Raw genomic sequence first — 21,944 nt, 5'->3', positions numbered from 1 at the left:
TCACTTTTCCTCTCATATCATATTTGCACCTCTGTGCATCATGGACCCGGAAAAATAATCGGGCCGTGATTTCAACATTTGGGAGGAAATACATGTCATTTTCTAACTTGACGCGTCGTGGCGTGATCAAAACCGGCGCTGCTGCCGGGGCCGGTCTGGCGCTACCGACGTATCTAAGCGCGGCCGCGCATTCCGGCTTTACCAACGCGCCAACGGGCGACACGGTGACGCTTGGCTTTAACGTACCCCAATCAGGCCCCTACGCGGACGAAGGCGCAGACGAGCTGCGCGCGTTCGAGCTGGCGGTCGAGCACCTGAACGGTCAGGGCGACGGCGGTATGCTGAACACCTTCAGCTCGAAGGCGCTGGAAGGTAACGGGATCATGGGCAAGAAAGTCCAGTTCGTGACCGGCGATACGCAAACCAAATCGGACGCGGCCCGCGCATCGGCGCAGTCGATGATCCAGAAAGACGGCGCGATCATGATCTCGGGCGGCTCAAGCTCGGGCGTGGCGGTTGCGGTGCAGGGCCTGTGCCAAGAGGCCGGCGTGATCTTTATGTCGGGTCTGACACACTCGAATGACACCACGGGTAAAGACAAGAAAGCCAACGGCTTCCGTCACTTCTTCAACGCCTATATGTCCGCTGCCGCTTTGGCACCGGTGCTGAAAAACCTCTACGGCGATGATCGCAAGGTCTACAGCCTGACAGCCGACTACACATGGGGCTGGACGCAGCAGGAATCCATTCAGGCCGCGACCGAAGCCATGGGCTGGGAAACCATCAACGACGTGCGCACGCCGCTCGCCGCGACCGATTTCTCGTCCTATATCGCGCCTGTCCTGAACTCCGGTGCGGATGTTCTGGTCCTGAACCACTACGGCGGAAACATGGTCAACTCGCTGACCAACGCCGTGCAGTTCGGCCTGCGTGAAAAGCAGGTGAACGGCAAGAACTTCGAGATCGTCGTGCCGCTCTATTCAGAGCTGATGGCCCGTGGTGCGGGTGAGAATATCACCGGTATCGTCGGCTCGCAGAACTGGGATTGGAAGCTCGAGAACCAGATGGGCGACCGCTACAAAGGCACCAACGCTTTCGTTCAGTCCTTTGGCGAAAAATACGGCTTCCCCCCCAGCCAGGCGGCTCAGACCTGCTATGCGCAGACGCTGCTGTACGCGGATGCGGTGGCCCGTGCCGGGTCGTTCAACCCCTGCGCTGTCGGCGAAGCCCTTGCCGGGTTCGAATTCGACGGTCTGGGCAACGGCCCGACGCTGTACCGCGCCGATGACCACCAGTGCTTTAAGGACGTTGTGGTCGTGCGCGGCAAAGAGAACCCCGAGAATGAATTCGATCTCGTGGAAATCGTCGAAGTCACCCCAGCCGATCAGGTCACCTATGCACCTGACCACCCGATGTTTGCGGGCGGCGAGTTGGGCGACTGCAACCCCGGCGCGTAAATCAAGTCTAAGGCAGGGGGCGCCCCCTGCCTTACCTTGCCGGCGGGCTTTTCCGCCTTTCACTTCATAAAAATTCGAGGGCACCGCGATGGACGCCATTCTTTTGCAACTTCTTAACGGGTTGGACAAAGGTTCAGCCTATGCGCTCATCGCGCTTGGTCTGACGTTGATTTTCGGCACGCTGGGTGTCGTGAACTTTGCCCATGGGGCGCTGTTCATGATCGGTGCCTTCTGCGCCGTCACGCTAAGCAAGATTTTCACGCTCAGCCATAAGGCATCGGAACCCTCCGGCGTCGATTTTCTGGGCAAGCCGAAATACGAGGACATTCCCTATATCAAGGACTGGTTCGGAGAGACCGCCGGTGCCTGGATGCTGGATTGGTCCGTTCCCCTGTCGATCCTCTTTGCCGTGCCGATCATGCTGGCCATCGGCTTTGTCATGGAGCGCGGGTTGATCAAACATTTCTACAAGCGCCCCCATGCCGACCAGATTCTGGTAACCTTCGGTCTGGCGATCGTGTTGCAAGAGGTGATCAAGTATTTCTACGGCGCGAACCCGATCCCCACCTCCGCCCCGGAGGCGTTCCGCGGGTCGTTCGACTTTGGCGTGATGCTGGGCTTTGATCCCAATGCGATCATCTACCCCTACTGGCGCCTGATCTATTTCGCTTTCTCGGCGGTCATCATCGGCGGCGTTTTTGCCTTCTTGCAGTTCACCACCTTCGGGATGGTCGTGCGTGCCGGTATGGCCGACCGCGAGACCGTCGGTCTGCTGGGCATCAACATCGACAAACGTTTCACCATCATGTTCGGCATCGCCGCTGCGGTCGCCGGTCTGGCCGGTGTCATGTACGCGCCGATCAATTCGCCCAACTACCACATGGGTATGGATTTTCTGGTGCTGAGCTTTGTGGTCGTCGTGGTCGGCGGCATGGGGTCGCTGCCCGGTGCCGTGCTGGCGGGGTTCTTGCTGGGTATTCTGGAAAGCTTTGCCTCCATGAACGAGGTCAAGAACATCCTGCCCGGCATTGACCAGATCATCATTTACGTTGTCGCGATACTCATCTTGCTGACACGCCCCCGTGGTCTGATGGGCCGCAAAGGCGTGATGGAGGAATAACCCATGCACTCACTCACGAAAAAAGACTTTCTCCTGCTGTTGGTGGTGGCATTCCTGACCATGGCAGCCCCTATCATCCTCAACCCCTTCCCCGCCGGATCAGGACTGGCACAGTTCAACGCGGGCTACCCTGACCTGATGCAACGCTTTGTGATCTTTGGCATCTTTGCCATCGGCTTCAATATTCTGTTCGGGCTGACCGGATATCTCTCTTTTGGTCACGCGGCCTTTCTGGGGGTCGGTTCCTACTCTGCCGTGTGGATGATGAAGCTCTTGTCGATGAACGTGATCCCCGCGATCCTTTTGTCGGTGATCGTGGCGGGGCTGTTCTCTGTCGTGATCGGCTTTGTCTCGCTGCGCCGGTCGGGGATCTACTTTTCGATCCTGACGCTGGCCTTTGCGCAGATGTCGTTCAACCTTGCCTATTCGGTGCTGACGCCGATCACCAACGGGGAAACCGGCCTGCAGATCGCGCTGAGCGATCCGCGTATCCTTGATGGGGCGAATGCACCCAGCTACCCCAATCTGTTCGGGGCGCAGATGAATGCGGCGACGACGCTGGATTTCGGGGCGTGGTCCTTTACCTTCTCGGTCGGCTATTACCTGTGTGCCGTGATCATGCTGCTGGCGTTCTATATCTCAATCCGCGTGTTCCGATCGCCTTTCGGCATGATGCTGCGGGCGGTGAAATCGAACCAGCAACGGATGAACTACACCGGCCTGAACACCAAACCCTACACGCTGGCGGCCTTTGTCATCTCTGGCATGTATGCCGGTCTGGCCGGTGGCCTGCTCGCCGCGATGGACCCGCTTGCTGGTGCCGAACGGATGCAGTGGACCGCCTCGGGCGAGGTTGTTCTGATGACCATCCTTGGTGGTGCGGGCACCCTTCTGGGGCCGGTTCTGGGCGCGGGCTTTATCAAGTACTTTGAAAACATCTTTTCCAAGATCAACGATAACGTGCTGCACGGTTGGTTCGCCTTTATGCCCGACGGGCTGGAAGACACACTGATCACGCTGATACACCCCTTTGTGGGCAAAGGCTGGCACCTGACGCTGGGCCTGCTGTTCATGCTGGTCGTGATCTTCCTGCCTGGTGGTCTGGTCGAAGGCGGTCAACGTATCGGTCGCGTGTTCCGCCGCAAGGACCGCAACGCCGGATCGGTCGAGGCAGACGCCGCCGCACAACGCAACACACCCCCAGCCGAATAAGAAGGAGCTGAACAGATGGCCATTCTCGAAGTCAAAAATGTCGGCAAACGTTTCGGCGGGTTGCAAGCGCTGAGCGACGTGAACCTCAGCGTCGCGGAAAACTCGGTCCATGCGATCATCGGGCCGAACGGGGCGGGCAAATCCACGCTGCTGAACTGTCTGGTGGGCAAACTGATCCCCGATACCGGATCGGTCATGTTCGACGGGCAGTCGGTGCTGGGGCGCAAACCCTACGAGATCAACCAGATGGGGATTTCCCGCGTATTCCAGACGCCCGAGATCTTCGGCGATCTCAGCGTGCAGGAGAACATGATGATCCCCTGCTTTGCCAAACGCGACGGGGCGTTCCAGATGAACGCGCTCACCGCCATGTCGAGCCAGCGTGACGTGATCGAAAAAGCCGAGGAGATGCTGGTCGAGATGAAGCTCGCCGACAAGCGCCATATGCACGCGGCCTCTATGTCGCGCGGGGACAAACGTCGGTTGGAAATCGCGATGTGCCTGTCGCAAGACCCACGCCTGCTGCTGCTGGATGAACCCACAGCAGGCATGGCGCGGGCCGATACCAACAATACCATCGACCTGCTGAAGCAGATCAAGGACGAACGCGACATTACCATCGCCATCATCGAACACGACATGCATGTGGTGTTCTCATTGGCCGAACGGATCACCGTGTTGGCCCAAGGCACCCCGCTGGTCGAAGACACCCCCGACAACATCAAAGGCCACCCCAAGGTGCGCGAGGCGTATTTGGGCGAATCCCAGGACGCCGCCTGACGCGTGGGGGCTCCCCCCTCCCGCGTCGCCCCGCACACACGGCTTTGCAAGGACAAGAGTATGAACACGAAACCCGATTTCTCGAACAGCGCCAACCACGCCGCTACCGCCCCCGCCTATCTTTCGGTCTGGGACATCCACGCCTATTACGGCGAAAGCTACATCGTGCAGGGCGTCAGCTTTAACGTGCATGAAGGCGAAATTCTGGCGCTTCTGGGCCGCAACGGGGCGGGGAAAACCTCTACCCTGCGGGCCATCGCGCAGATCGGCGACCCCGAGTTGCGCAAAGGAGAGGTCTGGCTGGACCACCAGCCGCTGCACAAAATGGCCAGCCACGAGGCGGCCGCCAACGGTCTGGCGCTGGTCCCCGAAGACCGCCGCATCATCGCGGGTCTCACGGTCGAGGAAAACCTGCAACTGGCGCAGATCGCCCCCCCCATCGGCTGGTCGCTTGACCGCATCTACGAATTATTCCCCCGCCTCAAGGAACGCCGCAAGCAAGAGGGCGTGACCCTGTCGGGCGGCGAACAGCAGATGCTGGCGATTGCCCGTGCGCTGGCCCGTGACATCAAGGTGCTGCTGCTGGATGAACCCTATGAAGGGCTTGCCCCCGTCATCGTGGACGAGATCGAAAAGACCCTGTCGCTGATCAAATCCCAAGGCATCACCACCATTCTGGTCGAACAAAACGCGGTGCGTGCGCTTAAACTCGCAGATCGTGCGGTGATCCTTGATACCGGTGGCGTGGTGTTTGACGGCACCGCCGAAGAGGTGCTGAACAACGCCGAACTGCGTGCCGAATATCTGGCAATCTGACGGCCAAGCCTCTACGCGCGCGGGAAAAACAGACGAAACATATGTTTCACACCGGCATTTTCCCGCGCCCGCGTCCCCCTGTCACATCCCCCATATCCCTCGCCCCGATCCGCTGCTCGATCCCGCGCTTTGCGCGGCCAAGCTTACGTTAGGCAACTGCTTGCTTTTCATGCCTGCGCCCATGCCCTATAAGGCAGCAATTCAAGGGCACAGGCAGCGCCCGATCGACTTAGACTGGCTGAGGAAAATATGACAAAAAACACCCATGACGCCGATGTGGCTTTTATCCAGGCGCTCGCCGAGTTGCTGAATGAAAACGATCTGACCGAATTGCAGGTCAAGCGGGATTACGCCGAGGATGACAGCCTGAATGTGCGCGTCAGCCGTAAACCCCCACAACAAATCGTCGCGCCGCAACAGGCGCAGTCGGCCCCTGCACACTATGCAGCCCCTGCCCCCGCGGCCCCAGCAGCGGCAGCAGCCCCTGCCGCAGACAACAGCGACCCGGCGGATCACCCCGGCGCAGTCGTCTCTCCGATGGTGGGCACCGTCTATATGCAAGCCGAACCCGGCGCGCCCGCCTTTATCTCTGTCGGGACAAGCGTTTCCGAAGGTGACACCCTGTTGATCGTCGAAGCGATGAAAACCATGAACCACATTCCTGCGCCGCGCTCCGGCACGGTCAAGCGGATCTTGGTAGAAGACGGCGCCGCCGTTGAATTCGGCGCGCCTTTGGTGATCCTGGAATAAGGCGAAACCCATGTTCAAAAAAATCCTAGTCGCAAACCGCGGCGAGATCGCGTTGCGCGTGATCCGTGCGGCCCGCGAGATGGGCATCGGGTCTGTCGCCGTCCATTCGACGGCCGACAGCGATGCGATGCATGTGCGCATGGCAGACGAATCTGTCTGCATCGGCCCGCCCTCTTCGCAGCAATCCTATCTGTCGATCCCGTCGATCATCGCCGCCTGCGAGATCACCGGTGCCGAAGCGATCCACCCCGGATACGGTTTCTTGTCGGAAAACGCGGGCTTTGTGCAGATCGTCGAAGACCACGACCTGACCTTCATCGGCCCCACAGCGGAACACATCCGCATCATGGGCGACAAGATCACCGCCAAAGACACCATGAAAGAGCTTGGCGTGCCTTGCGTTCCCGGTTCTGACGGTGGCGTGCCCACATTGGCCGACGCCAAGCGTATCGGCGATGAAATCGGCTATCCGGTGATCATCAAGGCGACCGCCGGTGGGGGTGGCAAGGGCATGAAAGTGGCGCAATCCGCCGCTGAAATGGAACGTGCCTTCATGACCGCCCGCGCCGAGGGTAAATCGAACTTCGGCAACGACGAAGTCTATATCGAAAAGTATCTGACCACGCCCCGCCACATCGAGATTCAGGTCTTTGGCGACGGCAAGGGCCGTGCTGTCCACCTGGGCGAGCGTGACTGTTCGCTGCAACGCCGTCACCAGAAGGTTTTCGAAGAGGCCCCCGGCCCGTCGATCACCGCCGAAGAACGCGCGCGGATCGGTAAGGTCTGTGCCGATGCGATGGCCAACATCAACTACATCGGTGCCGGCACGATCGAATTTCTATATGAAAACGGCGAATTCTACTTCATCGAGATGAACACGCGTTTGCAGGTGGAACACCCTGTGACCGAAGGCATCTTCGGGGTCGATCTGGTGCGCGAACAGATCCGTGTTGCTGCCGGTATGGATATGTCCTTTACCCAAGAAGACCTGCAGATCAACGGCCACGCGATCGAGGTCCGGATCAACGCCGAGAAACTGCCGAACTTCTCGCCCTGCCCGGGCAAGATCACGCAGTATCACGCCCCAGGCGGGCTTGGTGTGCGGATGGATAGCGCGCTGTATGACGGCTATAAGATCCCGCCCTATTACGACAGCCTGATCGGCAAGCTGATCGTCCACGGGCGCGACCGCCCCGAAGCGCTGGCGCGTCTGCGTCGCGCCTTGGGCGAGCTGATCGTGGATGGGGTCGACACCACGGTGCCGTTGTTCCATGCGCTGCTGGACGAACAAGACGTGCTGACAGGGGACTATAACATCCACTGGCTAGAGCATTGGCTTGAAACCAACCTGGGCAATGCCTGACCTCACGCCCGAGCTGTTATTACACGGCTATTCCATCGGGATTTTCCCCATGGCCGAACACCGCGACGATCCAGAGATTTTCTGGGTCGATCCGCGGCGTCGGGGTGTCTTTCCCCTCGACGGGTTCCATATCTCGCGGTCGCTGGCGCGCGCGATGCGGCGCACGCGCTTTACCATCACCACCAACACCGCGTTCAACGACGTTGTCACCGGCTGCGCCGATCGCGCCGACACCTGGATCAACGCCGAGATTTTTAGCCTTTATGGCCAGCTACACGCGCTTGGTCATGCCCACGCCCTTGAGGTCTGGGAGGATGACATGCTGGTGGGCGGGGTTTATGGCGTCACGCTGGGGCGTGCGTTCTTTGGCGAAAGCATGTTTTCAAGGCGCGACAACGCGTCCAAGATCGCGCTGGCCTGTCTGGTGGACCGGTTGAACCGCGGCGGGTTTACCCTGTTTGACACACAGTTCCTGACCCCGCATCTGGCGTCCCTTGGCGCGCAAGAGATCACCCGCGCGGCCTATCACGCACGGCTAGAGATGGCGTTGATGAAAACCGCAGACTTCACAGCGCCCGCTGCGGCCAGCCCTCAGGACGTAGTGCAGCGGATGACCCAGATGTCATAGCGCGGATGCTCCAGCGCCGACAGCGCGGGGGCAGAGGCGATCATCCAGCCTGCAAAAAGCCGGTTCTCGTCGCCCGTCTCGACGATCTCGAGCTCGGCATAGGCGTCGCCCGCAGGGTTGCCCGACGGATAGCGACATTCGTTCATCGTCACATTCAGATTGCCCACGCGCGCGGTTTCGCCGCGGCGCATTTCAACGTCACGCGACACACCCGATACCTTGTCGAGCGCGCGCAAAACTCCGCCTTCAGCGCTGGCCACCTGCTGTGCCTGCACCGGTGCGGCCATTATGGCGAGCATCATCAATATCTTGCGCATCACATGGGTTCCTTGAACGTCAAAGGGCGTCGCCAGCACAGCCGGGCCGCCGCAGCAGCGCGCGCCCGATCACGGGGCGCGCGTGTGGCGTTTATTCGGGCTGCCACGCCTCGTAGTCACCGCGGTCCGCAGGCTTTTCGCGGCGGATCGAACCTGCGGGCGCATAGGCCAGGGCGGTGCCGGTCAGGTTCTCTTGGTGGGGCTTTTCCCAGGTCTTATGCGCCAGCGGACGCGCCTCGGGGGTTTCATCCCACGAATGGTGCAGCCAGCCGTGCCAATCCGCGTTGACGCGCGTCGCCTCGATCTCGCCGTTGAAGATCACCCAGCGTTTGCTGCTGTCCGCGTTGCGGTAGTACACATTGCCCTCGGCGTCTTCGCCGACCTTGATGCCCTTGCGCCACGTGAACAGTTGCGTGTTCAGCGTCTGGCCGTTCCACCACGTCACGCCGCGCAAAAGAGAGTTGAGAATGCCCATAGAGGTCTCCTGAAGCTTTGATGGATATATGCACCAAGGCCGCGCAAAGGTCTAGCGGGCTTCGGGTCACATAGCCGCGGTTTTCAGCCGGGTAGGCAGGCGGTGACTTCGATTTCGATGCGGTATTTGTCGTCGATCAGCCCGCATTCGATCATTGTCGCGGCGGGCGGCGCGTCACCAAAGACCTCTGACAGGATCGGCCAGCAGGGTTCGAACTCTGCGCGGTCGGGCAGATAATAGTTCACGCGCACCACATCCGCCATGGTGCAGCCAGCCTCGCGCAGGGCCCCTTCGATGGTCGCAAGGGCGGCGCGGCACTGGTCGGTCACGGTATCGCCCTGCCCCACGGTGCCCGCCACATGGACAAAGCCCCCCGCCACAACGGCGCGGCAGTAGCCGATCTTGGCTTCGAATTCACCACCGGAAAAAATACGTCTTGTCATGATGCGCCTCTTGTCTGTCATGCCTGCCCCTGTCAAAGCGCCTGCCCTTGCGAAGGTCAAGCGACAAAGCGGCGGCCCCCTGCCAGATACGAAAAAGGCGCGCCATCGCTGGCGCGCCTTGATCAGTTAACATGCATGCGATGCCTAGCCGGCGGTCGCAGGCTCTTTCTCGGCGTCGGCGTGGATCATCAGCGGTGCCGCGTCAGAGGTCACCGCCTCTTCGTTCACAACCACCTCGGTGACGCTGTCCATGCCGGGCAGATCGAACATCGTGTTCAGCAAGATGTCTTCGAGGATGGAGCGCAGACCACGGGCACCGGTTTTGCGTTCGATGGCGCGTTTCGCGATCGCCAACAGCGCGTCATCGGTAAAGGTCAGCTGCGTATCCTCGATCTCGAACAAGCGCTGGTACTGTTTGACCAACGCGTTTTTCGGTTCGGTCAGGATGGTGACCAGCGCGTCCTCGTCCAGATCCTCGAGCGTCGCCAGAACCGGCAGACGGCCCACGAATTCAGGGATCAGGCCGAACTTCAGCAGATCTTCCGGTTCGAGGTCGGTGAAAATCTCGCCAATGCCGCGGGCATCCTGATCACGCACATCGGCACCAAAGCCCATGGCCGACCCTTTACCGCGCGCGGCAATGATCCGGTCCAGACCGGCGAAAGCGCCACCGCAGATGAACAGGATGTTCGTGGTATCCACCTGCAGGAATTCCTGCTGCGGATGCTTGCGCCCGCCCTGTGGCGGGACAGAGGCCACGGTGCCTTCCATCAGTTTCAGCAAGGCTTGCTGCACGCCTTCGCCGCTCACATCACGGGTGATGCTGGGGTTTTCGGATTTGCGCGTGATTTTATCAACTTCGTCGATATAGACGATGCCGCGCTGTGCACGCTCGACATTGTATTCGGACGCCTGCAACAGCTTGAGGATAATGTTTTCAACATCTTCCCCGACATAGCCCGCTTCGGTCAGTGTCGTCGCATCGGCCATGGTAAAGGGCACATCCAGAATACGCGCCAGCGTTTGCGCCAGCAGCGTCTTACCGCAGCCCGTGGGCCCGATCAGCAGGATGTTGGATTTCGCCAGCTCGATGTCCCCACCCTTCTGGGCGTGGTTGAGACGTTTATAGTGGTTGTGCACGGCAACCGACAGCACCCGTTTGGCCATCGCCTGCCCGATCACGTAATCGTCCAGAACATCACAGATGTCTTTCGGGGTCGGCACACCATCGGTGGCTTTCAGCCCCGAGGCTTTGGTTTCCTCGCGGATGATATCCATGCAAAGTTCGACACATTCGTCACAAATGAAGACAGTCGGACCTGCAATCAGCTTGCGCACCTCATGCTGACTTTTGCCACAAAAGCTGCAATAAAGTGTGTTCTTGCTGTCGCCGCTCGAAGTATTAGCCATTTCAACCCTTTCAGGTCTGTCGTTTGATCGTGTCCGCCATAGGGCAGCCATCTATATATTTTTTTGCTCGGTGCCAGCTTAGGCCAGCGGTGCGTGGTCCACAATCGCAAAATAACGGGCCACGCACGCCTTATTTACTTGCCTTTTTTGTCGCCATCTTTTGGCGCATCAGGATCATCCATCTTGCCGCGGTTCTCGACGATCTCGTCGATCAGGCCCCAGTCTTTGGCTTCTTCGGGAGACATGAAGTTGTCACGCTCGAGCGCTGCTTCGACTTTTTCCAGCGGCTGGCCGGTGTGTTTGACATAGATCTCGTTCAGGCGCGTTTTCAGCTTTTGCGTTTCCTGCGCGTGAATCATGATGTCCGTCGCCTGACCCTGATACCCGCCGGAGGGCTGGTGAACCATAACGCGGCTGTTGGGCAGCGAGAATCGCATGCCTTTTTCGCCCGCTTGCAGCAACAGCGACCCCATGGATGCCGCCTGCCCGATGACCAGCGTGGACACCTTTGGTTTGATGTACTGCATCGTGTCGTAGATCGACAGGCCAGAGGTCACAACGCCACCGGGGCTGTTGATATACATGGAAATTTCCTTGGAGGGGTTCTCTGCCTCGAGGTGCAGAAGCTGCGCCACGATCAGCGACGACATGCCGTCATGCACAGGCCCGTTAAGGAAAATGATCCGCTCTTTCAGCAGACGCGAGAAGATGTCGTACGCACGTTCGCCCCGGCTGGTTTGTTCAACCACCATAGGGACCAGCGTGTTCATATATGTATCATGTGGATCGTTCATAAAGCCTGCCTGATATTGCCGTTCGCCGGACCATACCCGCGAAACCTTGGCTTAAGATTAATCGCGCCACCTAGGGGGTTCAAGGGGGGCAGGACCGATCATCCCCTTGGCTTTGGATTTGGCCCTGCGCCACCGCCCTGCCCCGCTGATCTGTGCCGCGGATACCGGCAGCCGTTTTTCGCCCACATCCCGCCCGTTCCTGCGCTAGGGTGGCGCGCAACAAAGCCCACCGCCGCGCGCCCTGTCACAGAACTGTCATGAAAGCGGAACACATCTGTAGCACATCGCGACGACATAAGGCGCAACCGCGAGTCACCTCGCCAAACGCAATGCCAAACGCAATGCCCGACACAATAAAGGAATAGCCATGACACGTCGCCAAATCCTCGATGATCCCGAAATCGGCAACAAGGCCGAAGCCTTTGAAGCCTTCGACGACATCCCCACCAACCCCAATCTGCAGCGCACCATCGGCGATGTGATCAACGCGCGCTACGGACGCCGCGACATCTTGCGCGGCATGCTGGGGGTCACGGCGACAACCGCATTGTTCGGCACCTCGGCGATGGTCGCGCCGCGTCAGGCAAGTGCCGCTACCGCGGACAGCCGCTATGTCTTTGACGAACTGGCATGGGGCAATGACGAAACCCACCATGTGGCCGATGGCTATGACGCCAATGTGCTGCTGCGGTGGGGTGATCCGATCACCGCTGACGCGCCCGAATTCGACGTGACGAACCAGACCGCGGCGGCGCAGCTTAAGCAGTTCGGCTATAACAATGACTACGTGGGCTTTGTCCCGCTGAATGACGAGGGCAGCCGCGGGTTGCTTTGTGTGAACCACGAATACACCAACGAAGAGGTGATGTTCCCCGGGCTTGGCCGTCAGGACCGCGCCCAGTTTTCCGGCATGACGCCCGCGCTGATCGACATTGAAATGGCCGCCCACGGTTGTTCGGTGGTCGAGATCGCCAAGGACGACGCCGGGGTCTGGCAGGTGGTGCGCGACGGCAAGATGAACCGCCGCATCACTCCGCTGGACACCGCGATGACCATCGACGGCCCCGCCGCGGGCCATGCGCGGATGAAGACCAACGACGACCCCGACGGGGTGAATGTGATCGGCACGCTGAACAACTGCGCCGGCGGGCTGACCCCTTGGGGGACGTGGCTCATGGCCGAGGAGAACTTCCACGGCTATTTCTGGAGCGACCAGCTGGACGCCGACGGCAAACCCGTGATCGCCGATGACCACCCCGAAGCCGCGTCCTACAAACGCTATGGCGTGCCGGGCATGTGGTACGCCTGGGGCGCGCAATACGACCGTTTCAACATCGATAAAGAACCCCTCGCCCCCAATAAATTCGGCTGGGTGGTCGAGGTAGACCCGATGGACCCGACCTCTACCCCCGTCAAACACACCGCTTTGGGCCGCTTCCGCCACGAAGGTGCGGAAACCACGGTCAGCAGTGACGGGCGTCTGGTGATCTATATGGGCGACGACAACCGCTTTGATTACCAGTATAAATACGTCTCGGGGGGCAAAGTCTCGGACGACCGGGCGGCCAATGCCAAACTGCTGAGCGATGGCACGCTTTATGTCGCGCGCTTTGACGAAGACGGCACGGTGACCTGGCTGCCGCTGACCCACGGCACAGGCCCGCTGACGGCTGAAAACGGCTTCAATGACCAAGGCGACGTGATGATCGACACGCGGATCGCGGCCGATCTGCTGGGCGCGACCCCGATGGACCGCCCCGAAGACGCGCAGCCCCGTGGTGACGGCACGGCCTATATCATGCTGACAAACAACACAAAACGCACAGAGGATGAGGTGAACGCCGCCAACCCGCGTGCCGACAGCAGCTTTGGCCACATCATCGAGATCAAGGAAGACGGCGGCAACCACGCGGCAACGCAGGGGCGCTGGTCGATCCTTGTGAAATGCGGCGATCCGTCGGTGTCGGACGTGGGCGCACAATGGAACCCCGAAACCTCTGAAAACGGGTGGTTCGGCAGCCCCGACAACTGCGCTATCGACGCCGATGGCCGCCTGTGGGTCAGCACGGATCAGGGCAGCAACTGGGCCAAGACGGGCAAGTCGGACGGGCTCTATGCGGTCGAAACCGAAGGCGAGGCGCGCGGCACGTCCAAGCTGTTCTTCCGCTGCCCCGTCGGCGGAGAGATGTGCGGCCCCTATTTTACCGACGACGGCGAGACGCTGTTTGTCGCCGTGCAGCACCCCGGCACGGACGGGACCAAGAACATCCCCGGGTTCGAGCGTGAAAGCACCTTTGAAGATCCCGCCACCCGCTGGCCCGATTTTGACCCCAAGATGCCCCCGCGCCCTGCGGTGGTTGTGGTCACCAAACAGGGCGGCGGCAAGATTGCCGTCTGACGCCCCGACCCTATTCCAACCAAATTCATTTCAAAATCTCTGCGCCCAAGGGTTCCCCCCCTTGGGCGCAATTTCCTTGTCGCTCCGGCAAATGCGAATCATCTTTACAAAACTAGTTTTATAGTTTTGTTTGGTGCTATGACAGAACATCAAACAACTGCCCGCGCCCTCGCCGCCCTTGGCCATGATACCCGCCTCGCGATCTTTCGCCTGCTTGTCCGCGCCGGTGAAGACGCGCTGACCGTGGGAGAGATCGGTGCCCATCTGAATGCGGCCCCCTCCACCCTTGCCCATCACCTTGGGGCGTTGGTCGATGCGGGGCTGATCATCCAGCGCCGCGACGGGCGCAACATCGTCAACCGCGTCGATTTCGACGTGATGCGGGCGACGCTTTCGTTTCTCACCTCGGAATGCTGCACCGGTGTTTCACTTTTGAAGGAGACCGCCGCATGACCGACCTGCCCCACCCCGCGCGCAACCCGCTCAGGTCGCTGGCCCATCGCATCTGGACGCGAGAACGCGTGTGGCTGGTCTGTATCGCGGTGCTGGCCGCTGTCGCAGCGCTCGATGCGCCGCTTGCCGTGACCAGCGTGCAGTTCACCGCGACCAACCTGCTGGATGTCGCGCCGTTTCTGATCCTGTCCATCGCGGTTGCCGCCTACGCGGGAGCCACGGGAGCCGACGGGCTGATCGCGCGTGCTTTTACCGGATCACCCGCCGTGATGATCGCCATCGCGGCACTGGCCGGCGGGGTGTCGCCCTTCTGTTCATGCGGAGTGATCCCCTTGATCGCGGCGCTGCTGGCGATGGGGGTGCCCCTGTCCGCCGTCATGGCCTTCTGGCTGGCCTCGCCCGTCATGGATCCGTCGATGTTCGTGCTGACCACCGGCGTTCTGGGGGTGGAGTTCGCGGTGGCCAAGACGATCGCGGCCGTCGGGCTGGGGGTATTTGGCGGGATCATTGTACATCTGCTGTCCCGCGCGGGTGGCTTGACCGACCCGCTGCGCGACGGCGTGGGCAATGGCGGCTGTGGCGCGTCGAAGGTGCGCACATCGCAACCCGTGGTTTGGGCCTTCTGGCACGACAAGACGCGATCCGCCACATTCCTGCGCGAGGCCGCCAAGACCACGATCTTCCTGATCAAATGGCTGACGCTGGCGTTCCTGCTGGAAAGCCTCATGCTGGCGTGGATTCCCGCAGAGCTGGTGACCCGCGCCCTTGGCGGCAGCGGGCTGGCCCCGATCGGGATCGCGACGTTGGTGGGGGTGCCGGCCTATCTGAACGGCTATGCCGCGCTGCCGCTGGTGGGCGGGCTGATCGGACAGGGCATGGCCCCCGGTGCGGGTCTGTCGTTTCTGGTCGCGGGCGGGGTGACCTCCCTGCCCGCGGCCATCGCCGTCTGGGCTTTGGTCAAACGCCCTGTCTTCGCGCTGTATATCGGGATCGCACTGACAGGGTCATTTGCCTCGGGGCTGCTGTTTCAACTTTGGGCGTCGCTGTGACGCCCAAAGCAGGGCTTATTCTGCCAGACAGCTGGTAAAAGCTGCGGCCAGATCGCGCAGCAATGCGGGGTACATGTCCACCCCCGGCTCAAGCGCGGCGCCAATCGGATCAAGCGAGGCGGATTTCAGCGCCGTGCCGTCTTGGAGTGCGTCGACCAGACCGGCGTTGAACTGGGGCTCGGTAAAGACGCAGGCGGCCTGCGTGTCCTTTACCACATCGCGTACCTCGGCCAGACGCGCGGCACTGGGGGCGGCCCCATCGCTCAGCGAGATCGCCGCACTTGCCTCGACATCAAAGCGGGCTTCGAAATAGTGATAAGCGTCGTGGAAGACGACAAACTTCTGCCCCCGAAGCGGCGTCAGCTCGGCCTGAATATCGGCTTGAAGATCTACCAGCTGCGCTTGGGCCTGCGCAGCGTTGTCCGCGTAAAGCGCTGCGTTTTCGGGGTCGTGCGCGGACAAGCTTGCAGCGATGGCATCCAGCCAGACGATTGCGTTCTGCGGGTCAAGCCAGATATGCGGGTCCAGAGCGCCGGGTGCATGATTGTGTCCTTCGTGGGCGTCTGCCTCTTCATGTGCCTCATGGTCGTGGCCATCGTGATCTGCGTGGTCATCGTGACCTTCGTGAGCCGAATGGTCGTGCCCTTCGTGATCATCGTGCCCCGCGTGATCTTCATGACCGTCGTGATCATCGTGACCTTCATGATCTCCGTGATCATGGGCTTCGAACGCAACGCCGCTGCGGTTGGTCAGCAGGCGGATACCCTCTACGTCTTGCAAGGTCAGACGTTCGGCCCCCTGCGCCAGACTGCTCATCGGCTCTTCAAGCCACGGAGCCAGCGACGGGCCGACCCAGACCACCAGATCGGCCTTGGCTACCGCGCGCGCCTCGCTGGGGCGCATGGCATAGCTGTGGGGCGACGCGCCGGGCGGGATGATCAGATCGGGGCTGCCTGCACCCTGCATGACCATAGACACCAACGAATGGATTGGCGCGATATCGGTGGCGACACGGGGCACCTCTGCATGGGCCAGACCGGCAGAGAAAAGAAGGGTTGTGCAAAGCAGGCGGCGCATTGGCGGGCTCCTATTAATGTTATACTATAACCTTGATAGATCACACGTTATAACATATCAACACCGAACCCTGCTACGGAGGCGAAATATGTCGACCATTGGATTTGAAACGCATGATCACGGGGCCTGTGTCGACGACGCGATGGCCGCCGCAGAGGCGCGTTGCGCGGCCTCGGACCTTCGGCTAACACCGATACGTCGCCGCGTGCTGGAACTGCTGCTGGCCGAACACCGCGCCTTGGGGGCCTATGATATTCTGGGGCATCTCTCTGCCGAAGGGCTCGGGGCGCAGCCGCCCGTCGCCTATCGCGCGCTGGATTTTCTGGTGAAGGCGGGGCTTGCCCACCGGATCGAGGCGTTGAACGCCTATATCGCCTGCAGCCACGTCGGTGCCGATCACACGCCGGCCTTCCTGATCTGCCGCAGTTGCCAATCGGTTGCCGAAAGCGACACGACGCTGACCCAAGGGCGTTTGGGCGATGCGGCCCGCGCGGCGGGGTTCCAGATTGAACGCACGGTGATCGAGGCGCAGGGCCTCTGCCCCTCCTGTCAGGACGGAGCCACCGCATGAGCCTGATCGCCACCCGGAACCTGACCCTGCGCATTGGCGGGCAAACGGTGCTGCGCGACGTTGATATCGCCGTTGAGCGCGGCGAGATCGTGACCATCGTCGGCCCCAACGGGTCGGGCAAGTCGAGCTTGCTGCGGGCGTTGATCGGCGCGCTGAAACCCGCGTCGGGCACGATCACCCGTGCCGCGGATCTGCGCATCGGCTATGTCCCGCAGAAGCTGCAAATCGACGCGACGCTGCCGCTGACGGTGCATGGCTTTTTGAACCTGCCCCGCCGCCAGCCCCGCGAGACCATCGCGCAGGCGCTGCTGCAGGCGGGGGTCACGGATCTGGCGAAAAAGCAGATGACCGACCTGTCGGGCGGCCAGTTCCAGCGCGTGTTGCTGGCACGCGCCCTGCTGAACAAACCCCATATCCTCATCCTCGACGAGGCGACGCAGGGGCTGGATCAACCCGGCTCTGCCGCGTTTTACCGCCAGATCGAAGAGGTCCGCCGCGACATGGGCTGCGCCGTTTTGATGGTCAGCCATGATCTGCATGTGGTGATGGCGGCTTCGGATCGGGTGCTATGCCTGAACGGTCATGTCTGCTGCGAAGGCACCCCCGAGATCGTCGCCGATGCGCCGGAATACCGCGCGTTGTTCGGCACCGGCACCCAAGGGGCGCTGGCGCTTTACCGGCACGAACATTCGCATTCGCATGATCATGCACATGATCATAGCCACATGCACGACAACGACCACACCCACGACCATGCGCAGGGCCATACCCATGGTGCCGGCTGCAACCACGCCCATGGGGACCAAGATGCTTGATGACTTTTTGATACGTGCCGGGCTTGCCGGTATCGGTGTGGCCTTTGCGGCCGCGCCTTTGGGCTGTTTCGTCGTCTGGCGGCGCATGGCCTATTTTGGCGATGCGACCTCGCACGCGGCTTTGCTGGGGGTCGCGCTGGCCTTGGCGTTCGAGCTGCCGATTTTCGCGGGGGTGCTGCTAATCGCGCTGTCGATGGCGCTGATTGTGACGGCGCTGAACGGGCGCAGCCTTGGCACGGATACGCTGCTGGGGGTGCTGGCCCACGGGGCCTTGGCCATCGGCCTTGTGGCGGTGTCGCTGCTGCCGAACCAGCGCGTCGACCTCAGCGCCTATCTGTTCGGAGAGATTCTGGCCGTGACCAAGACCGATCTTGCGATCATCTGGAGCGGCGCCGTCCTGTCGATCGCGCTGCTGGTCTGGCGCTGGCAGGCATTGCTGTCGTCCACGCTGAACCCCGATCTGGCGACGGCCAGCGGGGTCAATCCGCGCCGTGAACAGCTGATTTTGACGCTGGCGCTGGCAGTGACGGTCGCGGTCGCGATCAAGGTGGTCGGCGCGCTGCTGATCGCGGCGATGCTGATCATCCCCGCCGCCGCCGCCCGCCCCTTTGCCCGCACGCCCGAAGTCATGGCGATGGCGGCCTGTATCATCGGAATGATCGCCGCCTTGGGCGGGCTGGCCGCGTCCTTCACGCTCGACACGCCGACGGGGCCCAGCATCGTCAGCGTGGCGGCGGTGCTGTTCATACTGTCCTCTGGCGTGGCCCCGTTGCTGAAACGCTAGGCGCGGATCTGCACACACAGCAAGGGCCGCAGCATCACGCTGCGGCCCTTGCTGTTTCGGGGTGTGGCCCTGCTTTGATCAGGCGGCTGCCGCGAAAGACTGCGACGGGCGCCCGGTGCTCACCAGACTATGCGGGAAGAAGACCGAGAATTTGGTGCCCTTGCCCACCGTGCTGGCGACCGAGATATCGCCCCCATGCGCCAGCGCCAGTTTCTTGCAGATCGCCAGCCCGAGCCCTGTACCGCCTTCTGACCGGTTGTCGGCGCTTTCGATCTGGGTGAAGGCCTGGAAGATCGATTCCAGATCTTTCTGCTCCATCCCGACACCATTGTCTTCGACCTCGAAGCGGAAGCCGCCGCCGTCCACTTCGGCCCGCAGGAAGATATCCTTGCCCTTGGAAAACTTGAGCGCATTGCCCACCAGATTGATCAGGATCTGCAAGCAGCGGCCACGGTCGGCGTTCACGTCAAGGCTGCCGTCGGGGATATGCAGGGTCACATCCTTGCCCTGCGCCATGCCCTGAAACTGGTCCTCGACCTGCGCCAGCAGCGCCCGTGTGGGGAATGTCGTCTTGGCCAGTTTGATGTCGTTCAGCTCGATGCTGGTATAGTCGAGAATATCGTTGATGATCGTCAACAGGTGGTTGCCCGCGAACTTGACGCGCTGGCCATAAAGCTCTGCCTGATCCCCGATGATATTATAGTGTTTTTCGGTGATCGGCTCACCCGGTGACAGTTTGGCCGTGGTCGTGGTCTTGAGCTTGGTCAGGAAGCCCGCATAGCCGATCACAATCGTCAGCGGCGTGCGCAGTTCGTGGCTGAGAACGCTCATGAATTCGGATTTCGCGCGGCTCGCCCCTTCGGCAGCGTCGCGGGCCTTGCGCAACTCCTCGATGCTTTCCATGCGGGTCCGGTTTTCGATGAAATAGGTGAACAGGCCGCCAAGGGTGATCGTCGTCGCCGTGCCTGCGATCACCAGTGCCAGCAGCTTGTATTCTTCTGGGTTGGTATAGCCGGGTTTCAGCCCGATACAGTCCACGCTGAACGCGGCCATGCCGGTGAAATGCAGCCCGATGATGGCGAGCGTCAGGACGCCCGTCATTTGCAACCCGCTCCACCGTGCGCTGCGGCTGCCCAGATACAGCGCGGCAGTCGACAGTACCACCGCCAGAATAACCGACCCGATGAGGTAGCCACGGTCCCAGGTCACCACGCCTTCGACGCGGTAGGCCACCATGCCGGTGTAGTGCATCGCCGATACCGCAACGCCAAAGATCGTGCCGCCGATGATCGTGCTCGCGAGCGACCGGAACATGCCCGCCACCATGATGCCCACGGTCGACCCTGCAATCGCGATCAACAGCGAGACAAAGGTCAGTTGCAGGTTAAAGGTTACCGGTGCCGAAGGCTGATACGCGAGGATTGCGATAAAATGCGTACACCAGACCGCAACGCCCGCCGTGATCGCCGTGAGGAAGTACCAGATCAGCGCCTGCCTGCGCGGTCGCCCCAAGGCGTGCTGATACAAACGCGACACCACCCAGCAGCCAAAGGCGCAAAGCAGCCCGGCCAGAAGCACGAGACCAAGGTCGTGATCATGATGGATCGTATGGGCTACTTTGAACATGTCGGCGCACTCTACCTGTTGATTACCGGACAGTTAATCGGCGGAGAAAACGGCAGATTTGAGGCGTGTTTACGTTATACTGGTGGTAACCAAGAAAAATTACCGGTCTTTTTTACCATGGGAAACAACAGCTTGCACGGCACCAATCCGGCGGAAATGGCCAGTATTTAAGGGCTGATGCCGCCGCGACGACTGCACTGCAAGCAAGGCGTAGGGGGCTGAACGTCCCGCCTATTGCCCTTTGATCTTGATAGAATACTGACGCCGCGCGCCAGCGGGGGGACGCGGGAAAGGGGCGGCCTTGCGGATCACCGATACCGCCGCCCGGTCCAGCGCGGCAGAGCCGGACCCCCGTGCGACTGACACAGAAGCCAACCCGCCATTGCTGGCGATGGCAAAAGAGATCGTCGCGGTACCCGTGGTGCGGACCCGCGGCTTGCCCGCCCGCGAGATGCGGCGCATGACCTGACCGGGGTAGTTGCTGGCGGCGGCATTGCCTTGCGCCGATGCCGCGGCTTGGCGTTTGCCGGTGGTCGTGGATTTGGCCGATGTGCTTTGGCCCGACGAAGACCCTTTGGTCGCATTGCGCTGCGCATTGCCACGTGCGGCGGCTTGCTGCGTTGCTTTCTTCTTGGCGGCTTGCTGCTCTGCCTGACGGCGTTCACGCTCTGCCTGTTCTTGCTTGGCGCGGGCCTGGGCGATCTTGGCAGCGGTTTCAGGGTTCTTGCGCATGGGTCGGCGCGACAGGACGGGGGCGTCGCTGTCGGGGTCTTGCGCCTGCAGGGTTTCGGGTGGTGGCGCGACTTGCGCGCTCTCGGATGGGGGCACGGCCAGCGGCGCGGGCACCAAGGCGGCGGATGCTGCGGGGGCCGCAGGCGTCACCGCTGCCACATCGGGCGGGGTCACGGGCTGCGCCTGTTCGGGCGGGGTGACCGGCTCGGCCTGCTCCGGCGGCGTTTGCTCTGCTGTGGTGGGGCGCAGGGGTTCTGCGGCGGTAGGTGCCTCGGCCACGGGCGTCTCTGCTGGTTCTGCCGGTTCCGGCGTGAGCGTGCCCACGGCCATATCCTCGAAACTGTTACCCATCATCGCCTCGACCGGCGCACCGCCCCCTTCGATCGCGATCTCATCTTGCGGCAGCCCGATGGTGACCGCCCCCGCGACGATCCCGACCGCCAAGGCGAAAGAGATTCCTTTGGCTGTAGGAGAATGCGAAATCATTGCAGTGCCCTTTGCGTGACGAGCATCACCTTTTGCGCCCCCGCCGCGCGCAAGTCGCGGGTCAGCGTGACCAGCGTCTCGGCAGGCAAGGCGCGATCCGGCACAAGGCGTATGATCTCGCGGTCTTCGTCAGACAGGCTGGCGACATAGGACGCGGCATCCACCTGCGCCGCGCCTTGGTAGGTCAACCGCCCGTCGGGGTAGATCACCAAAGCGTCCGGCGGGGCCTGCCCCTCAAGCGCGCGGGTCTCGACCAGCCTCAGATCGGGGTCCAGCGGCTGCGCCAGCGTCCCCGCGACCATGAAGAAGACGAGCATCAGAAAGACGATATTGATCAACGCGATGGTCGGTTCACGCTGCGGTTTGGGTTTGGCAAATCGGCGCATCT

The 21,944-nt window shown here is 61.4% G+C and carries 24 protein-coding genes; 15 read left to right on the top strand and 9 right to left on the bottom strand.

The window, feature by feature from the left end; genetic code table 11:
* The first annotated feature begins 92 nt into the window (after positions 1-92).
* The 8 genes from EE36_RS12630 to aat all read left to right on the top strand — a co-directional run bounded on the left by EE36_RS12630 (position 93) and on the right by aat (position 8,126).
* Positions 93-1,457, top strand: coding sequence for a substrate-binding protein (locus EE36_RS12630; protein ID WP_005852796.1), 1,365 nt, complete (start codon positions 93-95; stop codon positions 1,455-1,457).
* A gap of 88 nt (positions 1,458-1,545) precedes the next feature.
* Positions 1,546-2,577 (top strand): branched-chain amino acid ABC transporter permease, encoded by a 1,032-nt coding sequence (locus EE36_RS12625; RefSeq protein ID WP_005852795.1) that lies wholly within the window; start codon positions 1,546-1,548, stop codon positions 2,575-2,577.
* 3 nt (positions 2,578-2,580) lie between these two features.
* Entirely contained in the window at positions 2,581-3,789 is a 1,209-nt protein-coding gene (locus EE36_RS12620; RefSeq protein WP_005852794.1) for a branched-chain amino acid ABC transporter permease, read from the top strand.
* Between the two features lie 15 nt (positions 3,790-3,804).
* Positions 3,805-4,569 (top strand): ABC transporter ATP-binding protein, encoded by a 765-nt coding sequence (locus EE36_RS12615; RefSeq protein WP_005852793.1) that lies wholly within the window; start codon positions 3,805-3,807, stop codon positions 4,567-4,569.
* Between the two features lie 60 nt (positions 4,570-4,629).
* Entirely contained in the window at positions 4,630-5,385 is a 756-nt protein-coding gene (locus EE36_RS12610; RefSeq protein ID WP_005852792.1) for an ABC transporter ATP-binding protein, read from the top strand.
* A 249-nt stretch (positions 5,386-5,634) separates the two neighbouring features.
* Entirely contained in the window at positions 5,635-6,135 is a 501-nt protein-coding gene (accB, locus tag EE36_RS12605; RefSeq protein ID WP_005852791.1) for an acetyl-CoA carboxylase biotin carboxyl carrier protein, read from the top strand.
* A gap of 10 nt (positions 6,136-6,145) precedes the next feature.
* Entirely contained in the window at positions 6,146-7,498 is a 1,353-nt protein-coding gene (gene accC, locus EE36_RS12600; protein WP_005852790.1) for an acetyl-CoA carboxylase biotin carboxylase subunit, read from the top strand.
* Positions 7,491-8,126 carry a leucyl/phenylalanyl-tRNA--protein transferase gene (gene aat / locus EE36_RS12595; protein ID WP_005852789.1) on the top strand — a complete coding sequence of 212 codons (636 nt, stop codon included), beginning with the start codon at positions 7,491-7,493 and terminating at the stop codon, positions 8,124-8,126. The genes accC and aat overlap by 8 nt, the downstream gene beginning before the upstream one ends.
* On the opposite strand, the gene EE36_RS12590 is transcribed toward aat, so the two are convergent.
* From EE36_RS12590 to EE36_RS12570, 5 genes are all read right to left on the bottom strand, one after another.
* Positions 8,090-8,443, bottom strand: coding sequence for a DUF2155 domain-containing protein (locus EE36_RS12590; protein WP_005852788.1), 354 nt, complete (start codon positions 8,441-8,443; stop codon positions 8,090-8,092). The two genes, aat and EE36_RS12590, sit on opposite strands and share 37 nt — an antisense overlap.
* A 91-nt stretch (positions 8,444-8,534) precedes the next feature.
* On the bottom strand, positions 8,535-8,918 hold the full coding sequence (locus tag EE36_RS12585; protein WP_005852787.1) for an NADH:ubiquinone oxidoreductase subunit NDUFA12: 384 nt from the start codon (positions 8,916-8,918) through the stop codon (positions 8,535-8,537).
* A gap of 83 nt (positions 8,919-9,001) precedes the next feature.
* Positions 9,002-9,361 (bottom strand): RidA family protein, encoded by a 360-nt coding sequence (locus tag EE36_RS12580; protein ID WP_005852785.1) that lies wholly within the window; start codon positions 9,359-9,361, stop codon positions 9,002-9,004.
* Positions 9,362-9,505: 144 nt separating this feature from the next.
* Complete coding sequence (gene clpX, locus EE36_RS12575) at positions 9,506-10,771, bottom strand: ATP-dependent Clp protease ATP-binding subunit ClpX (RefSeq protein WP_005852783.1); 1,266 nt, start codon at positions 10,769-10,771, stop codon at positions 9,506-9,508.
* A gap of 134 nt (positions 10,772-10,905) precedes the next feature.
* Positions 10,906-11,565, bottom strand: a complete 660-nt coding sequence (locus EE36_RS12570) for an ATP-dependent Clp protease proteolytic subunit (RefSeq protein ID WP_009826714.1) — start codon at positions 11,563-11,565, stop codon at positions 10,906-10,908.
* Positions 11,566-11,932: 367 nt separating this feature from the next.
* On the opposite strand from EE36_RS12570, the gene EE36_RS12565 reads away from it, so the two are divergent.
* From EE36_RS12565 to EE36_RS12555, 3 genes are all read left to right on the top strand, one after another.
* The gene (locus EE36_RS12565; protein ID WP_005852781.1) at positions 11,933-13,963 is read left to right on the top strand and encodes a PhoX family phosphatase; all 2,031 of its coding nucleotides are present in this window, start codon (positions 11,933-11,935) and stop codon (positions 13,961-13,963) included.
* A 138-nt stretch (positions 13,964-14,101) separates the two neighbouring features.
* On the top strand, positions 14,102-14,416 hold the full coding sequence (locus EE36_RS12560; RefSeq protein WP_005852780.1) for a helix-turn-helix transcriptional regulator: 315 nt from the start codon (positions 14,102-14,104) through the stop codon (positions 14,414-14,416).
* A complete protein-coding gene (locus tag EE36_RS12555) occupies positions 14,413-15,465 on the top strand; it encodes a permease (RefSeq protein ID WP_005852779.1) in 1,053 nt (350 codons plus the stop codon). The genes EE36_RS12560 and EE36_RS12555 overlap by 4 nt, the downstream gene beginning before the upstream one ends.
* Positions 15,466-15,480: 15 nt before the next feature.
* Here the strand turns inward: EE36_RS12555 and EE36_RS12550 are convergent, their stop codons facing one another.
* Positions 15,481-16,542, bottom strand: coding sequence for a zinc ABC transporter substrate-binding protein (locus tag EE36_RS12550; RefSeq protein ID WP_005852778.1), 1,062 nt, complete (start codon positions 16,540-16,542; stop codon positions 15,481-15,483).
* Positions 16,543-16,630: 88 nt separating this feature from the next.
* Here EE36_RS12550 and EE36_RS12545 point away from each other — a divergent pair, with 88 nt between their 5' ends.
* From EE36_RS12545 to EE36_RS12535, 3 genes are read left to right on the top strand one after another with little or no spacing between them, the layout of a single operon-like run.
* Positions 16,631-17,113: a Fur family transcriptional regulator gene (locus tag EE36_RS12545; RefSeq protein WP_005852777.1), complete on the top strand. Its 483-nt coding sequence runs from the start codon at positions 16,631-16,633 to the stop codon at positions 17,111-17,113.
* Positions 17,110-17,928 (top strand): metal ABC transporter ATP-binding protein, encoded by an 819-nt coding sequence (locus EE36_RS12540; protein WP_005852776.1) that lies wholly within the window; start codon positions 17,110-17,112, stop codon positions 17,926-17,928. Before EE36_RS12545 ends, EE36_RS12540 begins: the two co-directional genes overlap by 4 nt.
* A complete protein-coding gene (locus EE36_RS12535; RefSeq protein ID WP_217564301.1) occupies positions 17,921-18,712 on the top strand; it encodes an iron chelate uptake ABC transporter family permease subunit in 792 nt (263 codons plus the stop codon). The genes EE36_RS12540 and EE36_RS12535 overlap by 8 nt, the downstream gene beginning before the upstream one ends.
* Before the next feature lie 78 nt (positions 18,713-18,790).
* On the opposite strand, the gene EE36_RS12530 is transcribed toward EE36_RS12535, so the two are convergent.
* Complete coding sequence (locus tag EE36_RS12530; protein WP_005852774.1) at positions 18,791-20,338, bottom strand: MHYT domain-containing protein; 1,548 nt, start codon at positions 20,336-20,338, stop codon at positions 18,791-18,793.
* Between EE36_RS12530 and EE36_RS17500 the strand changes: the two genes are divergently transcribed.
* Entirely contained in the window at positions 20,309-20,509 is a 201-nt protein-coding gene (locus EE36_RS17500; RefSeq protein WP_156785537.1) for a hypothetical protein, read from the top strand. The genes EE36_RS12530 and EE36_RS17500 overlap by 30 nt on opposite strands.
* 60 nt (positions 20,510-20,569) lie before the next feature.
* On the opposite strand, the gene EE36_RS12525 is transcribed toward EE36_RS17500, so the two are convergent.
* Both EE36_RS12525 and EE36_RS12520 read right to left on the bottom strand, forming a co-directional pair.
* Entirely contained in the window at positions 20,570-21,556 is a 987-nt protein-coding gene (locus EE36_RS12525; protein WP_005852773.1) for an energy transducer TonB, read from the bottom strand.
* The gene (locus tag EE36_RS12520) at positions 21,553-21,942 is read right to left on the bottom strand and encodes a biopolymer transporter ExbD (protein WP_005852772.1); all 390 of its coding nucleotides are present in this window, start codon (positions 21,940-21,942) and stop codon (positions 21,553-21,555) included. The genes EE36_RS12525 and EE36_RS12520 overlap by 4 nt, the downstream gene beginning before the upstream one ends.
* Between the last annotated feature and the right edge of the window lie 2 nt (positions 21,943-21,944).

The sequence above is a fragment of the Sulfitobacter sp. EE-36 genome (assembly GCF_000152605.1).
Lineage (GTDB): Bacteria > Pseudomonadota > Alphaproteobacteria > Rhodobacterales > Rhodobacteraceae > Sulfitobacter > Sulfitobacter pontiacus.
Note: the sequence above shows the minus strand (reverse complement) of the source record. Positions and strands in the feature narration are given on the sequence as shown.

Bases quoted from the DNA above. Each gene is read 5' to 3' on its own strand.
- EE36_RS12630 (WP_005852796.1), top strand. From the start codon at position 93: ATGTCATTTTCTAACTTGACGCGTCGTGGCGTGATCAAAACCGGCGCT.
- EE36_RS12625 (WP_005852795.1), top strand. From the start codon at position 1,546: ATGGACGCCATTCTTTTGCAACTTCTTAACGGGTTGGACAAAGGTTCA.
- EE36_RS12620 (WP_005852794.1), top strand. From the start codon at position 2,581: ATGCACTCACTCACGAAAAAAGACTTTCTCCTGCTGTTGGTGGTGGCA.
- EE36_RS12615 (WP_005852793.1), top strand. From the start codon at position 3,805: ATGGCCATTCTCGAAGTCAAAAATGTCGGCAAACGTTTCGGCGGGTTG.
- EE36_RS12610 (WP_005852792.1), top strand. From the start codon at position 4,630: ATGAACACGAAACCCGATTTCTCGAACAGCGCCAACCACGCCGCTACC.
- accB (WP_005852791.1), top strand. From the start codon at position 5,635: ATGACAAAAAACACCCATGACGCCGATGTGGCTTTTATCCAGGCGCTC.
- accC (WP_005852790.1), top strand. From the start codon at position 6,146: ATGTTCAAAAAAATCCTAGTCGCAAACCGCGGCGAGATCGCGTTGCGC.
- aat (WP_005852789.1), top strand. From the start codon at position 7,491: ATGCCTGACCTCACGCCCGAGCTGTTATTACACGGCTATTCCATCGGG.
- EE36_RS12590 (WP_005852788.1), bottom strand. From the start codon at position 8,443: ATGCGCAAGATATTGATGATGCTCGCCATAATGGCCGCACCGGTGCAG.
- EE36_RS12585 (WP_005852787.1), bottom strand. From the start codon at position 8,918: ATGGGCATTCTCAACTCTCTTTTGCGCGGCGTGACGTGGTGGAACGGC.
- EE36_RS12580 (WP_005852785.1), bottom strand. From the start codon at position 9,361: ATGACAAGACGTATTTTTTCCGGTGGTGAATTCGAAGCCAAGATCGGC.
- clpX (WP_005852783.1), bottom strand. From the start codon at position 10,771: ATGGCTAATACTTCGAGCGGCGACAGCAAGAACACACTTTATTGCAGC.
- EE36_RS12570 (WP_009826714.1), bottom strand. From the start codon at position 11,565: ATGAACGATCCACATGATACATATATGAACACGCTGGTCCCTATGGTG.
- EE36_RS12565 (WP_005852781.1), top strand. From the start codon at position 11,933: ATGACACGTCGCCAAATCCTCGATGATCCCGAAATCGGCAACAAGGCC.
- EE36_RS12560 (WP_005852780.1), top strand. From the start codon at position 14,102: ATGACAGAACATCAAACAACTGCCCGCGCCCTCGCCGCCCTTGGCCAT.
- EE36_RS12555 (WP_005852779.1), top strand. From the start codon at position 14,413: ATGACCGACCTGCCCCACCCCGCGCGCAACCCGCTCAGGTCGCTGGCC.
- EE36_RS12550 (WP_005852778.1), bottom strand. From the start codon at position 16,542: ATGCGCCGCCTGCTTTGCACAACCCTTCTTTTCTCTGCCGGTCTGGCC.
- EE36_RS12545 (WP_005852777.1), top strand. From the start codon at position 16,631: ATGTCGACCATTGGATTTGAAACGCATGATCACGGGGCCTGTGTCGAC.
- EE36_RS12540 (WP_005852776.1), top strand. From the start codon at position 17,110: ATGAGCCTGATCGCCACCCGGAACCTGACCCTGCGCATTGGCGGGCAA.
- EE36_RS12535 (WP_217564301.1), top strand. From the start codon at position 17,921: ATGCTTGATGACTTTTTGATACGTGCCGGGCTTGCCGGTATCGGTGTG.
- EE36_RS17500 (WP_156785537.1), top strand. From the start codon at position 20,309: ATGATGGATCGTATGGGCTACTTTGAACATGTCGGCGCACTCTACCTG.
- EE36_RS12530 (WP_005852774.1), bottom strand. From the start codon at position 20,338: ATGTTCAAAGTAGCCCATACGATCCATCATGATCACGACCTTGGTCTC.
- EE36_RS12525 (WP_005852773.1), bottom strand. From the start codon at position 21,556: ATGATTTCGCATTCTCCTACAGCCAAAGGAATCTCTTTCGCCTTGGCG.
- EE36_RS12520 (WP_005852772.1), bottom strand. From the start codon at position 21,942: ATGCGCCGATTTGCCAAACCCAAACCGCAGCGTGAACCGACCATCGCG.